A 14,298-nucleotide genomic window follows, 5' to 3' on the forward strand; every position below is an offset into this window, starting at 1 on the left:
CGTCGCGACCGGAGTCCCGGCCACGGGCCGGACGTCCCGGCGCCCCCCGTGATCCGGGTGCGAGACTTCCCCGGTGACGACTCTCGCGCCGCCCGCCGGGACGGGCCACGACGCGGCGGAGGCGGCCGCGGCGCTCCTGGCCGACCTCAGCCGTGTGACCCAGGCGGACGCCTCGCGTCGCCGCCGCGCGGAGTACTCCTCGGACGCGTCCAACTACCGCGTGGTCCCCGAGGTCGTCACGTTCCCCCGGCACACCGACGAGGTGCTCGCGATCCTCGACGTCGCGCGCCGCCATCGCAGCCCGATCACGGCGCGAGGTGCGGGCACGAGCGTGGCGGGCAACGCCGTCGGACCCGGCGTGGTCATCGACTTCTCCCGCCACCTGAACGCGATCGGCGAGATCGATCCGGAGGCGCGCACCGCCGTCGTGCAGCCCGGCGTGGTGATGTCGAGCCTGCAGCAGGCGGCGCGGCCGCACGGGCTGTGGTTCGGCCCCGACCCGAGCACGCAGAACCGCGCGACGCTCGGCGGGATGATCGGGAACAACGCGTGCGGTCCGCACGCGCTCGCCTACGGCCGCACGGCCGACAACGTGCGTGCGCTCGACGTCGTCGACGGCGCCGGCCGGCGCTTCACCGCGGGTGCGGGACGTGGCGCGCTGGACGCCGTGGACGGCCTCGAGCGCCTCGTCGCCGCGAACCTCGCGACGATCCGCACCGAGCTCGGCCGCTTCACGCGGCAGGTCTCGGGCTACTCGCTCGAGCACCTCCTGCCCGAGCGCGGCAGCAACCTCGCGCGGATGCTCGTGGGCACCGAGGGCACGCTCGTCACGCTGCTCGAGGCGACGGTGGAGCTCGTCCCGCTGCCCACCACGCCGGTGCTCGTCGTGCTCGGCTACCCGGACATGCCCAGCGCGGCCGATGCGGTGGTGCCGCTCGTCGCGCTGCGCCCGCTCGCCGTCGAGGGCATGGACGCCCGACTCGTCGACGTCGTGCGTCGTCACCACGGCACGGTGCCGGACCTGCCGCGCGGCGCGGGCTGGCTGTTCTGCGAGGTCGGCGGCGCCGACGAGGCCGAGGCCCTCGCGAACGCGGCCGCCCTCGTGGCCGCGGGCGGCTGCGTGGACTCGATGGTCACCACCGACCGCGCCACCGCGGCTGCGCTGTGGCGCATCCGGGCCGACGGCGTGGGCCTGGCCGGGCGGACGCCGGCCGGCACCCAGGCGTGGCCCGGCTGGGAGGACGCGGCCGTGCCGCCCGAGCACCTCGGCGCCTACCTGCGCGACTTCGACGCTCTGCTGGCGCAGTACGGCGTCGACGGCTTCGCGTACGGCCACTTCGGCGACGGGTGCATCCACGCCCGGATCGACCTGCCGCTGACCCGCCGCGCGGACGTCCCGCAGTTCGAGGGCTTCATGAACGACGCCGCGCGGCTCGCGGGCCGCTACGGCGGGTCGCTCTCCGGCGAGCACGGCGACGGGCGGGCCCGCAGCGGGCTGCTGCACCACATGTACCCGCCCGCCGTGCTGGAGCTGTTCGAGCAGGTCAAGGGCCTCTTCGATGCCTCCGACACGCTCAACCCCGGCGTGCTCGTGCGGCCGGCCGCGGTGACGACCGACCTGCGCCGGCCCGCGGCGCGCCCCCTCGGGGCGAAGGGCTTCGCGTTCACGCACGACGGCGGCGACCTCACCATGGCGGTGCACCGGTGCGTCGGGGTGGGCAAGTGCCGCGCCGACAGCTCCGCCGCCGGCGGCTTCATGTGCCCGAGCTACCAGGCCACCAAGGACGAGCGCAACGTCACCCGCGGCCGCGCCCGCGTGCTGCAGGAGCTCGCGAACGGGACGCTCGTCAAGGGCTGGGACGCGCCCGAGGTCGCGGAGTCGCTCGACCTGTGCCTCTCGTGCAAGGCGTGCGGTCACGACTGCCCCGCCGGCGTCGACATGGCGGCCTACAAGGCCGAGGTCACCTACCGCCGGTACAAGGGCAAGGTGCGCCCCGTCCAGCACTACGTGCTCGGCTGGCTGCCGCGGTGGGCGAGGATCACGACGGCGATCCCCGCCGTCGCGGGTCTCGCGAACCTCGTCCTGGGCTGGGCCCCGCTGCGCCGGGTGCTGTTCCCGCTGCTGGGGATGGACGCCCGACGCGAGATGACGTCGTTCACCACGCAGCGGTTCTCGCGGTGGTTCTCCCGGCGGGCCGGGGCGTCGGTCGAGTCGGTCGAGTGGGGCGACGCCGGGTCGACGCCTGTGCGCGACGTGCTGCTGTGGGCCGACTCGTTCTCCGAGCACCTGGACCCGCGCGGTGCGCAGGCGATGGTTCGGCTGCTGCAGGACGCGGGGTACACGGTCCGCATCCCGCAGCAGCCGGCGTGCTGCGGGCTCACCTGGATCTCCACCGGCCAGCTCGACGGGGCGAAGACGCGGCTGCGCGGCGTCCTCGACGTGCTCGGCCCGGCGGCCGCGAAGGGCGTGCCGATCGTCGGCGTCGAACCGTCCTGCACCGCCGTGCTGCGCAGCGACCTCGTCGAGCTGTTGCCCGACGACCCGCGCGCGGCGCAGGTCGCAGCCGCGACCCGGACGCTTGCCGAGCTGCTCACCGATCCCGACCTCGGGCCGGGTGCGGACTGGCGACCGCCGGCCGACCTCACCGGGACGACCGTGATCGCGCAGCCGCACTGCCACCAGCACTCCGTCATGGGGTACGAGGCGGACGCGGCCCTGCTGCGGCGCGCCGGGGCGCAGGTGCGCCAGCTCGCCGGCTGCTGCGGCCTCGCGGGCAACTTCGGGATGGAGAAGGGGCACTACGAGGTGAGCGTCGCCGTCGCCGAGAACGGCCTGCTGCCGGCGCTGCGCGAGGCCCCCGAGGGGGCCGTGTTCCTCGCCGACGGGTACTCCTGTCGCACCCAGGCGGAGCAGCTCGCGGGGGTCCACGGGCGGTCGCTCGCGCAGGTCCTGGTGGAGGGCCACGACCCGGGGCACGCCCAGGTGCGCGTGGCAGAATAGGAGACCGGGTCGCGGCCCGGCCCCGGCCGGGCGCTCCGCGGCCGCCGCTCACGTCCTTCCCCTCCAGGTGGTGCAGTACCGATGCCGCTCTTCGCCCTCGCGTACGGCCGCGCCCTCCCCGTTCGGCCGACCGGCTCCGTCGACGCCTGGTCCGAGCAGGTGGCCACGGACCTGCGTGACGCGGTGCTCGACGTCGTCGGTGTCCCCCTGCTCCCGATCGCCTGGCGTGACGACGACGAGGTGCTCGGCGACTACCTCGTCGCGCTGGACTCGACGGGCGCGGCCGTCGTCGTCGTCGTCCGGGAGTCGCTCGACGGCGAGGCCCTCGTCGCCGCCCTGGCTCGCTCCGCCGTCGTGCGCCGTGCGCCGTGGCGGGACGTGGCGACCTGGTACCCCGACGGGCCCGACGCGCTGCGCCAGGACTGGGCCGACTTCCGCGAGTCCATCCCGCCGCGGGGCGAGGCGGCGCCCGGCCTCATGATCGTGTCCGCGGCGCTCGCGGACGGCGTGCGTTCGGCGGTCGAGGTGCTCGACGGCGCCACGGTCGCGGTGCACCAGGTCGGCCTGGGCGAGCACGAGGGTCAGCCGATGCTGTCCGTCGAGCCGGTGAGCGCGCGGCTCCTGCCGCGCCACGTCGTGCTCGAGGCGGACTCCGACGGCGTGACACTCGTCGGCGGGGTCGGGCCGGCGCTCGTCGAGGCGGCGAGCGTGCAGCCCGAGCCCGAGCCCGAGCCCGAGCCCGAGCCCGAGCCCGAGCCCGAGCCCGAGCCTTGGGCGGAGGTCGAGGAGCCTGAGGAGTCTGAGGAGTCTGAACTTCCGGCGGAGCCCGCGCCCGAGCCCCAGACGGAGTCCGAGGAGCCTGAGGTTCCGGCGGGGCCCGAGGAGTCAGCGACGGAGCTGGACGCCCCCGATCCTGCCGAGCAGTCCGAGGCCCGCCTCGACGGAGCGTCCCGCCGAGGTCGCCGCCGACCGGCGCCGGCGCCCGCTCCGCGGGGCGCGCTGCGCGCCGTCGTGGACCTCGTCGGCGAGGCGGAGCTGGTCCTCACCGAGGACCCTGCCGCCGAGCCCGCGCTGCTCGCCGAGGACGGCGTCATCGTGACGGCGGGGAGGCAGTTCGCCGATCCGGGTGCCGCCGCGGCCACCGCGCTCGGCCGGGACGTGCCCGACGGCTGGCTGGCGTGGCGCTTCGGGGCCGAGGGCCCCTACCTCGGCGAGGCGCTCGAGGAGGCGCTCAGCGGTCCGCGGCCACGCGGCCGCGGACGGCGCGCCGTGCGCCGCTGACACCCCGCGCGCGCCGCGGCACCGACGTACGCCGCGAACGCCCGACTCTCTCCGGGCATGCGCCGCGAACGATCGCCCCTCAGGGCAGGTACGCGCGGCCCCAGTGCGCGATCTCCGCGTACGCCCGCGCCCGCACCGCCGGGCGGGAGAGAAGCACGTCGTGCAGCGCGCCCTCGACGGTGGCGACCGTGACCGTCGGGGCGATGCGCAGCGCGCGCTGGGCGACGACGTCGACGTCGATCACGATGTCGCTCGAGGCCATCGCGTCGTCCCACATGGGGCTGATCAACGTCCGCGCCGAGCGCACCACGAGCACCGGGACGTCGACCGCCAGCCCCTGGGCCACGCGGCCGTGGCCGCGCAGGATCGCGGCGAGCCAGCCGTAGCGCACGGGAAAGGAGTGCTCGGGGCGCCAGACGCCGACGATCGGCCACTCGCCGTCGTGGGCGTCGGAGATCGTGCGGTTGTAGAACCCGAGGTCGACGTTCGGCATCACCCGGAGCGGGAACGCCTTCGCGACCTCCGTCACCACGGGCGTGGACACCGAGCGCACCAGGGTCGAGCCCTGCGTCTCGAGCCACGGCGCGACGAGGACGAGCGCGGCTGCTCGGCCGGGGAAGCGGTCGGCCCAGAGGCTGGCCGTGAGCCCGCCGGTCGAGTGCGCCATCAGCACGACCGGCAACCCGGGGTGCTCCTCCTCGACGACGTCGAGCGCGGCCTCGATGTCCTCGTCGTAGGTCGCGAGGTCGTCGATGTATCCCGGGGTCTGGTACCTCCGCAGGCTGCGACCGTACTTGCGCAGGTCGACGCCGTAGAACACGCCGCCGACCCCGGCCCAGAACGGCCCGATCTCGGGGTTGAGCAGGTAGTCGCTCCAGCCGTGCAGGTACACGACGGCGTACCGCGGCTCCGCGTCCGTCGCACCCTCCGGCGCGGCCGGGTCGAGCTCGGCCCGGTAGCGCACGAGGGTCGCGACGACCTCGCCCTCGAAGTCGTCCGCCAGGGGAAGGGTGCGTGCCTCGTGGCCGCTGCCCAGGACGTCGGGCGCCCAGGCGTCGGTCGGGGGCGGCGCGGGGATCGCGTCGAAGGGGCTCACGCCGTCTGCGTCGGGCTGGTGCTCGGGCACGAAACCCCGGGGCGGGGCGGCCGCCAGCGCGGCGAGCGCGGGGATGGTGGGCAGCGCGGGCAGCGCCGGGCGGGGCGGGAGCCCGGCCAGCGGACCGGTGCTGCGGACCGCGCGCCCCGGGAGTCTCATACGCCCATCGTGCCCAATCCGCGCGCGAGTCGCAGCAGCGCGTTGCGGCGCCACCTGGGCGCAGCGCCCCCGCGTCGGGGCGCCGGCCTTCTCGCGCTCCCGCGCCGGGCGGCGCTCAGCTGCCGGCGTGGACCGCCTCGACGTTGTTGCCGTCCAGGTCGCGGAAGAAGACCGCGTAGTAGCCCGGGTGGTACTCCGGCCACTCGCGCGGCGCGTGCAGGATCTCGAGCCCGGCCGCCGTCGCGGCCTCGTGCACCGACTCCACCGCCTCGCGCGACGGCGCCGAGAGCGCGATGTGGGCCTCGTGCCGCACCCCGCCCTCGGGCGCTGCCGAGAGCCAGAGGTACGGGCCGGATCCGGGGCGGTCGCCGAGCTGGCGGTCGCCGAGCCCGACGACGAGCCCGCCCGGGCTGTCGTGCCGCACCATCTCCACGAGACCGATCGGGGCGAAGGCGGCCAGCAGTGCCGTCGTCGTCGCCGCGGGGTCGTTCACCTGAACACCGACGTGATCGAACATGGCGGCACCCTAGCGCCGGGCTCCGACACGGCTCAGCCCGCGATGATCAGGGCCGAGTCCGGGTCCTGGCGCGTGCGAGCGCTGGGTCGTGGTCATGGAGGGGGGCCGTGGTGACCACATCTCGGCGTTCGGTGGTGCCGCGTGACCACGACTCGGCGTTCGGCCGTCCGGGCGCTCAGCTGGCAAGCCCGGCCACCACGGCCGCCACCCGCCGCTCCCGCGTGGCGGCAGCCTTGGCGCCGGTGACCGCGTCGACGTGCGCCTTGCGCCGACTGGGGGAGAGGGCGTCGAACGCAGCCCGGGCGCCTGCGGCGTCGAGCGCGGCCGCGAGGTCGTCGGGCACCTCGGCGGTGCGCGGCGCCGTGTCCAGCGCCAGGGTCACCTCGATGGGGTCCCCGCCGGAGAGCCCGGTCGCCCGCCGCTTCTCCGCGGAGAACGGCACGAGGGACCGGCCGCCCATCACCCCGACGGTCGAGGTGAAGGTGAACCCGTTGACGGTGACCGTCACGGCCGGGCGCTTCCCGCCGCCCAGCGCCTCGATGACCTCGAGGGGCACCTCGATCCCGGTGTTGTTGCCCGTCTGGAGCAGGATCCCCTGGAACGACGCCTCTGACATCGCGCCAGTGTGGCGCCACGGCGGCGCCCGTGGCCAGATCTCCGGAAGAACCCGCGCGTGCCGCGACCGGTCCCGCTAGCATCGACTGACGCTGGGCCGGCTCGCCCGTCGCAGCCCGGTCGCGGCGCTCCCGACCGACGCCGACCGACGCCGCCCGACGTCGCGCCGCCGACCGACGCAGACGGCCGTCGGACAGCACCGGTGCAGGCCAGGCCAGCCACCGGCGCCGGTACCGCCACGAAGGGAAGAGCCAGATGACCGCGCTGAGCCGTTCGGTCCTCGTCGACGCCGACACCGCCCGCGAGCGCATCGCCGCGCTCCGACCCGGTGACGCGGGGTACGACCCCGTCCTCGCCGCCCGGTTCGCGGAGCACTTCCCCACGCTGCACCGCCTCTTCGGCGAGGTCTACGGGACGCGAGCGGACGCGCTCGAGGCGCTGCTCGCCGTCGTGGATCTCGCGGCGACGTCGTGGCGGGAGCGTCCGGAGGACCTGCGCGCGCTGGACGCGCGGCGCGAGGGCGACCCGTTCTGGTTCGGCTCGAACGGCATGCTCGGCGGGGTCTGCTACGTGGACCGGTACGCCGGGAACCTCGACGGAGTGCGGCGCCAGATCCCCTACTTCCGTGAGCTGAGGCTCACCTACCTGCACCTCATGCCGCTGTTCGCCTCGCCGGAGGGCAACTCCGACGGCGGGTACGCGGTGTCGTCCTACCGGGACGTGAACCCCGCGCTCGGCTCGATGCGCGACCTGGCCGCACTGGCCCGGGAGCTGCGCGACAACGGCATCTGCCTCGTCGTCGACTTCATCTTCAACCACACGAGCAACGAGCACGAGTGGGCCCGGCGCGCGGTGGCGGGGGAGGTGGTCGACGGCGTCGCGTACGAGGACTTCTACCTCATCTTCCCCGACCGTACGATGCCGGACGCCTACGAGCGCACCACGCGCGAGATCTTCCCGGACGACCATCCCGGCTCGTTCGTGCAGCTCGCGGACGGCCGCTGGATCTGGGCGACCTTCTACCACTTCCAGTGGGACCTCAACTACGCCAACCCGTGGGTCTTCCGCGCGATGGCGGGGGAGATGCTGTTCCTCGCCAACCAGGGCGTGGAGCTCCTGCGGATGGACGCCGTCGCGTTCATCTGGAAGCAGCTCGGCACCACGTGCGAGTCGCTGCCGCAGGCGCACCTGCTGCTCCAGGCGTTCAACGCGGTGCTCCGGATCGCAGCGCCCGCGCTGCTGTTCAAGTCCGAGGCGATCGTGCACCCCGACGAGGTGGTCAGCTACGTCTCGCCGCAGGAGTGCCAGGTCTCCTACAACCCGCTGCAGATGGCGCTCACGTGGGAGGCGCTCGCGACCCGCGACGCACGCCTGCTCAACCAGGCCCTCGAGCGCCGGCACGCGCTGCCGGAGGGCACCGCGTGGGTGAACTACGTGCGCAGCCACGACGACATCGGCTGGACGTTCGCCGACGAGGACGCCGCCGAGCTCGGCATCGAGGGCTACCCGCACCGGCGGTTCCTCAACGACTTCTACGTCGGGCGGGTGCCCGGCTCGTTCTCCCGCGGGGTCCCCTTCCAGGACAACCCGCGGACCGGGGACTGCCGGATCGCGGGCACGACGGCGTCGCTCGCCGGGGTCGAGGCCGGGGACGCCGGCGGGGTGGACCGGGTGGTCCTGGCCCATGCCATCGCGCTCTCGACCGGTGGCATCCCGCTGCTCTACCTCGGGGACGAGGTCGCGCAGCTCAACGACTACGGCTACCGCGACCGCCCGGACGAGGCCGGGGACTCCCGCTGGGTGCACCGGCCCTTCCGTCCCGCCGAGGCCTACGCGAACCGCGAGGACGTCACGACGGCGTCGGGCCAGGTGTTCTCGCGCCTGCGCGAGCTCATCGAGGTGCGACGGCGCACGCCCGAGCTGGGCGGTGGACGCCTGCTGCCGTTCCACACCGGCCTGCGCTCGGTGGTCGCGTTCCAGCGGCCGGGGTGGACCGACGACTTCCCGCGGGTGATCGTGCTGGCGAACGTCGGCGACGACGCGGTGCACGTCGACGCGATGACGTTCTCGGGGGTGGACCACGTCGCGCGCGAGCTGATCGGCTCCACCGACGTGGACCTGCGCCGCGGGGTCGACCTGCCGGCGCACGGGGTGGTCTGGCTGCACGCGACGCCGCTCTGACGCCGCTCTGACGTCGCTCTGACGTCGCTCTGACGCAGAGACCGGGTTCAGCCGACCACCGGGAGCCACTCGCGCAGGTCCGGCAGGCCCTCGGCCAGGTTCCCCGAGCGCAGGGCTCCGCCTCGCTGGTCCCAGCCGATGCGCCCGGCGGCGAGGCGGATCCACGCGCGCTCGTCGCCGACCTCGAGGTCGTAGCCCGAGCGCCGGTTCACCATCGACAGGAACGCCTGCGCCACCGTGGTGCGCGCCGTCGGGTCGACGGGCGTGGGCACGTGCGCGGAGCGCGCGAGGTCGTCGCCGTGCACGACGACCTCCACCAGGCGGGTGAGCACGAGCGTCGTGAGGTCGATGACCCCGCGGCGCGTGAGCACCCGGGTCACGCCCTCGCGGCGGAGCCGGGCGAGGGTCGCCAGGGCGGCCGCGCCGCGCTCCTCGGCGAGGGTGACCGGGTCGGCGGTGTCGTCCTCGCCGGTGCGCGCGGCCTCACGGATGCCGTCGGCGTCGGCGGAGTAGGCCGCGAGGTAGGAGCAGAGGTCGTGCCGCTGCGTCGTGCCGTCGGCGGGGTCCGCGGGCTCGGCGTTCGCGAGGACGCGCATGGAGAGCCCGAGGTGGGTCACGAGGTCGCGCACGCGCCAGCCCGGCAGGGGGGTCTCGGCGTCGAACACCTCGTCGTCGAGCGAGCGCAGCCAATCGATGACGGCGTCCCACGACTCGGCGAGATCGGCGTCCAGCAAGACGGGGTCGACGGCGATGTCGGTCATGGCCCGAGCGTACGACGCACCGGAGACGCGGCGGGCCCGCGCCTCAGGAGACCCGGCCGTACCCGACGATGTTGGTGCTCCAGATCTTCACGTGCTCGACGCTCTTGCCGGGGCTCGGAGCGTGCACCCGCATGCCCGGTCCGGTGTAGATGGCGACGTGGTAGATCCCGCTCGCGGCGCCGTTGTCCGAGTAGAAGATGAGGTCGCCCGGCTGCAGCTGGGACGAGCTGACCCGGGTGGTCGCGGCCCACTGCTGCTTCGTGGTGCGCGGCAGGCTGACGCCGAGCTGCTTGTAGGTCCACTGCACGAGACCCGAGCAGTCGTAGGTGTCCGGGCCCGCGCCCCCGCGCACGTACGGCTTGCCGGTCTGCGTGAGCGCGAGGTCGACGGCGCGCTGGCCGAGCGGATTGCTCGGCGCCGGCGCCGGCGCCGGCGCCGGTGCCGGATCGGGGGCCGGGGCCGGGGCCGGCGCGGGGGCGGGCGCCGCCGTCGTGGGCGCGGGAGCGGGCGCAGGCGCCGGGGCTGCCGTCGTGGGGGCGGGTGCGGGGGCTGCGCCGCCCGAGGATCCCGAGCCGCCCGACGCACTCGAGCCGCCCGACGTGCCAGACCCACCCGACGAGCCGGCAGATCCGCCCGAGGTGCCCGATCCGCCGGAGCCGCCGCTCGCCGTCGTCGACGCGGCCGGACCCCCGCCCGAGGCGGCGGACGAGCGCGAGGCGGCCTCGGCGTCGCGCCGGGCCTGTGCCTCCTGCGCCGCCCGACGCTGCTCGAGGAGACCTTCCTGGTACTGGCGCTCGAGCTCCTCGCTGGTCTGCCGCAGCTGCGCGAGCTCGGTGACCGCGGAGCTCATGGTCGCGGCCAGGGCGTCACGCTGGGCGATGGCCTCCTTGGCCGCGGCGTCGGCGGCGCTCGCCGCCTCGGTGGCGTCCTTCTCGCGCCGGTCGTACGTGGTCTGCGCGTTCGTCGCGGCCGTCCGTGCGGCATCGGCGGCGTCCTGCGCCTCCTCGGCGGTGCGCGCGGCGTCGCCGGCCGCGTTGCTCGCCATCGTGTAGGCGGTGGAGCGCCGCAGCACGTCCTCGAACCCGTCCGCTCCGACGAAGACCTCCGCGGCGCTCGCGGCGCGACCGCCGCTGCGGTAGGTGTCCATCGCGACAGCCGCGAGGTCGTCGAGCGCGGTGGCCGCCTCGGCCTCCGCGGCGTCCGCGGCAGCCTGCGCGTCGGTGAGCGCCGCCCGGGCGTCGTCGGCGGCGACCTGGGCCTCGAGCGCGTGCTCGGCGGCGATCTGCGCGTCGGTCTCCGCCTGGTCGGCGCTGGCGTCCGCAGCGGCCAGCTCGGCCTCCAGCTCGGCGACCCGCCCCTCCGCACCGTCCACCGCGGCGGACGCCGCGTCGCGGTCCGCCTGCGAGGGCAGCGGGCTCGCCCCGGACTGCGGCACCACGAGCACCACGACGGCGAGCGCCGAGCCCGCGAGCACGCCGGCGCGGTTGCGCGCACGACCTCTCGACGTCGATGTCACGGGGCTCTCCCATCAGGTGGTGAAGCGGTGTGGACGAGTGGTGTCCGGACCGCGAAGGTCACGTTCTGGTCTCGACCATAGCGTGAGGCTTGAGAGTTCCGCACCTCGTCTTGTCAACGCGACACGCGGGAAAGGGGCCGACCAATAATCACACGGGTGTAGTTCGCCGTCGCGCGCGGGTGTCCTCGTCGACGGGACCCAGAGTCCGGATGCTGAGACGAGCGCGACCACGAGGGGTGGTTCCGGCGCGCCCTGCCTACCGTTCTGGCAGCGCCGCAGGGCGCCGGACCCGGGGGAACCAGGCGACGTCGACGGGGCGCCGCGCCACACACGCGAGGAGTACGCGATGAGCAGCACCGACTGGAAGTTCGAGACGCAGCAGATCCACGCCGGCCAGGTCCCGGACCCGGCGACCGGCGCGCGGGCGCTGCCGATCTACCAGACGACGTCGTTCGTGTTCGAGTCGGCGGAGCAGGCCGCGGCGCGGTTCGCGCTCGCCGAGCTCGGCCCGATCTACACGCGCATCACCAACCCCACGCAGGAGGCGGTGGAGAACCGCGTCGCGGCGCTCGAGGGCGGCGTGGGGGCGCTGCTCGTCGCGTCCGGGCAGGCCGCGGAGACGCTCGCGATCCTCAACGTCGCCGAGGCGGGCGACCACGTCGTCGCCTCGTCCTCGCTCTACGGCGGGACCTACAACCTGCTGCACTACACGCTGCCGAAGCTCGGGATCGAGACCACCTTCGTCTCCGACCCGCACGACCTGCAGGAGTGGCGCGACGCGGTGCGCCCGAACACCAAGCTGTTCTTCGGCGAGACGATCCCGAACCCGCGCACCGACGTGCTCGACATCGAGGGTGTCGCCGGTGTCGCCCACGAGGTCGGCGTCCCGCTGATCGTGGACAACACGGTCGCGACGCCGTACCTCGTCAACCCGCTGCGCTGGGGCGCCGACGTCGTGGTGCACTCGGCGACCAAGTACCTCGGCGGCCACGGCACCTCGATCGCGGGCGTGATCGTCGACGGCGGCACGTTCGACTACGCGCAGCACCCCGAGCGCTTCCCGAACTTCAACACGCCGGACCCGTCCTACAACGGCCTCGTCTACGCGCGCGACCTCGGCGTCGGGGGCGCGTTCGGCGTCAACCTCTCCTTCATCCTCAAGGCGCGCGTGCAGCTGCTGCGCGACCTGGGCGCCGCCGTCAGCCCGTTCAACGCGTTCCTCATCGCGCAGGGCATCGAGACGCTGTCGCTGCGCGTGGAGCGGCACGTCGCGAACGCCGAGAAGGTCGCCGCGTGGCTCGAGGCGCGCGAGGACGTGGTCCGCGTTCACTACGCGGGACTCGAGTCCTCGCCGTGGCACGCGAACCAGCTCAAGTACGCGCCCAAGGGCGCCGGCGCGGTGCTCGCCTTCGAGCTCGACGGCGGGGCCGCGGCCGGGCAGGCGTTCGTCTCGGCGCTCGAGCTGCACTCCAACGTCGCCAACATCGGCGACGTGCGCTCCCTCGTCATCCACCCGGCCTCGACGACGCACAGCCAGCTCACCCCGGCGGAGCAGCTCTACTCGGGTGTGACGCCCGGGCTGGTGCGCCTCGCCGTCGGGCTCGAGCACATCGACGACATCCTCGCCGACCTCGAGCACGGCTTCGCGGCCGCCGCCCGGGTCGCCACGGGTGAGCCCGGTGAGGTGGACGCCGCCGGGGACGTCCCGGTCGCCGTCGAGGCCTGATCGGGTCTGGCCGACCAAGGCCCGACCGAGGCCTGACGGGACCCGACTGGCCCGAACGGGCCCGACTGAGAGCTGCTCGCGCCCGCGGTGACGCCCGGCCGCCCGGCCGGGTGTCACCGCGGGCACGCGGGGACGAGAGGAGGGGGCGTCGTGCCCGAGCCCTACGATGTGCCGGTGACCAGCCAGCCTCGGCGCGCCCGCCGGACCGTCGCCCCCGCGGCGCGCGGCCAGGTGCGCACCCCCGAGGTGAGCGTGCTCCCCGCGAGCGCAGCGTGGCGCCCCGGACGACCGGCGGGCGACCGCAAGTTCGTCGACGTCGGCACGCTCGACCTCGACGGCGGCGGCGAGCTGCCCGGCGTGCGGATGGCGTACGAGACGTGGGGCACGCTGAACGCACGGGGCGACAACGCCGTGCTCGTGCTCCACGCGCTCACGGGCGACTCCCACGTCGTCGGCGAGGCGGGGCCGGCGCACCCCACGCCCGGCTGGTGGCCCGCGATGGTCGGCCCGGGTCGCCCGATCGACACCAACCGCTACTTCGTCGTCGCCCCGAACGTCCTCGGCGGCTGCCAGGGCAGCACCGGTCCCGCCTCGCCGGCGCCCGACGGCGCGCCGTGGGGCTCGCGCTTCCCCGCCCTCACCGTGCGGGACCAGGTCGAGGCCGAGATCCGCCTCGCCGACGCGATCGGCGTGACCCAGTGGGCGCTCGTGATCGGCGCGTCGATGGGTGGCCACCGCGTGCTGGAGTGGGCGGTGACGGCGCCCGACCGGGTCCGTGGCCTCGCCGCGATTGCGACGGCAGCTCAGACCAGCGGCGACCAGATCGCCTGGGCGCACGCCCAGCTCGGCGCCATCCGCGCCGACCCAGCCTTCCGCGGCGGGGACTACTACGACGCGCCCGACGGCGAGGGCCCGACGGCGGGGCTCGCCATCGCGCGCCAGATCGCCCACACCACCTACCGGTCCGCACGGGAGCTGGACACCCGGTTCGGCCGGATCCCGCAGCGCGCCGAGAACCCGCTCGACGGCTCGGGCCGGTACGCCGTGCAGTCCTACCTCGACCACCACGGCAGCAAGCTCGCGCGGCGGTTCGACGCCGGCTCCTACGTGGCGCTCACCCAGTCGATGATCACGCACGACATCGGCCGCGACCGCGGCGGCGTGGAGACGGCGCTCGCGAGCGTCACGGCGCGCGCGCTGGTCATCGCCGTCGACTCCGACCGGCTCTTCCTGCCCGCCCACTCGGCGCGGATCGCGCGGGGCATCCCCGACGCGGACCTGCACGTCATGCACTCCGACTACGGGCACGACGGGTTCCTCATCGAGTTCGACACGCTCGGGCCGATCGTCGCGGCGTTCCTCGGCGAGGTCGCGCCGGCCGTGCGCACGTCCTGAGCGCCGGCCGGAGGGCCGTCCTCAAGCCCTGCCGCAGCGCCCCGGCGCCG

Annotated in this window: 10 protein-coding genes; 5 read left to right on the forward strand and 5 right to left on the reverse strand. The window is 74.8% G+C overall.

What is annotated here, in order from left to right; translation table 11 throughout:
• Window positions 1-73: 73 nt before the first annotated feature.
• Both FH969_RS02125 and FH969_RS02130 read left to right on the forward strand, forming a co-directional pair.
• Window positions 74-3,001 carry an FAD-binding and (Fe-S)-binding domain-containing protein gene (locus tag FH969_RS02125; RefSeq protein ID WP_139985790.1) on the forward strand — a complete coding sequence of 976 codons (2,928 nt, stop codon included), beginning with the start codon at window positions 74-76 and terminating at the stop codon, window positions 2,999-3,001.
• An 81-nt stretch (window positions 3,002-3,082) separates the two neighbouring features.
• Window positions 3,083-4,282, forward strand: a complete 1,200-nt coding sequence (locus FH969_RS02130) for a hypothetical protein (protein WP_139985792.1) — start codon at window positions 3,083-3,085, stop codon at window positions 4,280-4,282.
• Window positions 4,283-4,361: 79 nt separating this feature from the next.
• Here FH969_RS02130 and FH969_RS02135 read toward each other — a convergent pair whose 3' ends face one another.
• The 3 genes from FH969_RS02135 to FH969_RS02145 all read right to left on the reverse strand — a co-directional run bounded on the left by FH969_RS02135 (window position 4,362) and on the right by FH969_RS02145 (window position 6,670).
• Complete coding sequence (locus FH969_RS02135; protein ID WP_139985794.1) at window positions 4,362-5,537, reverse strand: alpha/beta hydrolase; 1,176 nt, start codon at window positions 5,535-5,537, stop codon at window positions 4,362-4,364.
• Window positions 5,538-5,652: 115 nt separating this feature from the next.
• Window positions 5,653-6,054: a VOC family protein gene (locus tag FH969_RS02140; protein WP_139985795.1), complete on the reverse strand. Its 402-nt coding sequence runs from the start codon at window positions 6,052-6,054 to the stop codon at window positions 5,653-5,655.
• 175 nt (window positions 6,055-6,229) lie between these two features.
• The gene (locus tag FH969_RS02145) at window positions 6,230-6,670 is read right to left on the reverse strand and encodes a YdeI/OmpD-associated family protein (RefSeq protein WP_139985797.1); all 441 of its coding nucleotides are present in this window, start codon (window positions 6,668-6,670) and stop codon (window positions 6,230-6,232) included.
• A gap of 254 nt (window positions 6,671-6,924) precedes the next feature.
• Here FH969_RS02145 and FH969_RS02150 point away from each other — a divergent pair, with 254 nt between their 5' ends.
• The gene (locus FH969_RS02150; RefSeq protein ID WP_139985799.1) at window positions 6,925-8,850 is read left to right on the forward strand and encodes an alpha-amylase family protein; all 1,926 of its coding nucleotides are present in this window, start codon (window positions 6,925-6,927) and stop codon (window positions 8,848-8,850) included.
• 47 nt (window positions 8,851-8,897) lie between these two features.
• Here FH969_RS02150 and FH969_RS02155 read toward each other — a convergent pair whose 3' ends face one another.
• Both FH969_RS02155 and FH969_RS02160 read right to left on the reverse strand, forming a co-directional pair.
• Entirely contained in the window at window positions 8,898-9,611 is a 714-nt protein-coding gene (locus tag FH969_RS02155; protein ID WP_139985801.1) for a maleylpyruvate isomerase N-terminal domain-containing protein, read from the reverse strand.
• Window positions 9,612-9,654: 43 nt separating this feature from the next.
• Window positions 9,655-11,127 carry a C40 family peptidase gene (locus FH969_RS02160; protein WP_139985802.1) on the reverse strand — a complete coding sequence of 491 codons (1,473 nt, stop codon included), beginning with the start codon at window positions 11,125-11,127 and terminating at the stop codon, window positions 9,655-9,657.
• 346 nt (window positions 11,128-11,473) lie between these two features.
• Between FH969_RS02160 and FH969_RS02165 the strand changes: the two genes are divergently transcribed.
• The gene (locus FH969_RS02165) at window positions 11,474-12,853 is read left to right on the forward strand and encodes a bifunctional o-acetylhomoserine/o-acetylserine sulfhydrylase (RefSeq protein ID WP_139985804.1); all 1,380 of its coding nucleotides are present in this window, start codon (window positions 11,474-11,476) and stop codon (window positions 12,851-12,853) included.
• Window positions 12,854-13,027: 174 nt separating this feature from the next.
• Window positions 13,028-14,248, forward strand: a complete 1,221-nt coding sequence (metX, locus tag FH969_RS02170; protein ID WP_425462442.1) for a homoserine O-acetyltransferase MetX — start codon at window positions 13,028-13,030, stop codon at window positions 14,246-14,248.
• The last annotated feature ends 50 nt before the right edge of the window (window positions 14,249-14,298 follow it).

It is taken from the genome of Miniimonas arenae (assembly GCF_006351005.1).
Taxonomy (GTDB): domain Bacteria; phylum Actinomycetota; class Actinomycetes; order Actinomycetales; family Beutenbergiaceae; genus Miniimonas; species Miniimonas arenae.

Coding starts and splice junctions, on each gene's coding strand:
- FH969_RS02130 (WP_139985792.1), top strand. CDS start 3,083: ATGCCGCTCTTCGCCCTCGCGTACGGCCGCGCCCTCCCCGTTCGGCCG.
- FH969_RS02135 (WP_139985794.1), bottom strand. CDS start 5,537: ATGAGACTCCCGGGGCGCGCGGTCCGCAGCACCGGTCCGCTGGCCGGG.
- FH969_RS02140 (WP_139985795.1), bottom strand. CDS start 6,054: ATGTTCGATCACGTCGGTGTTCAGGTGAACGACCCCGCGGCGACGACG.
- FH969_RS02145 (WP_139985797.1), bottom strand. CDS start 6,670: ATGTCAGAGGCGTCGTTCCAGGGGATCCTGCTCCAGACGGGCAACAAC.
- FH969_RS02150 (WP_139985799.1), top strand. CDS start 6,925: ATGACCGCGCTGAGCCGTTCGGTCCTCGTCGACGCCGACACCGCCCGC.
- FH969_RS02155 (WP_139985801.1), bottom strand. CDS start 9,611: ATGACCGACATCGCCGTCGACCCCGTCTTGCTGGACGCCGATCTCGCC.
- FH969_RS02165 (WP_139985804.1), top strand. CDS start 11,474: ATGAGCAGCACCGACTGGAAGTTCGAGACGCAGCAGATCCACGCCGGC.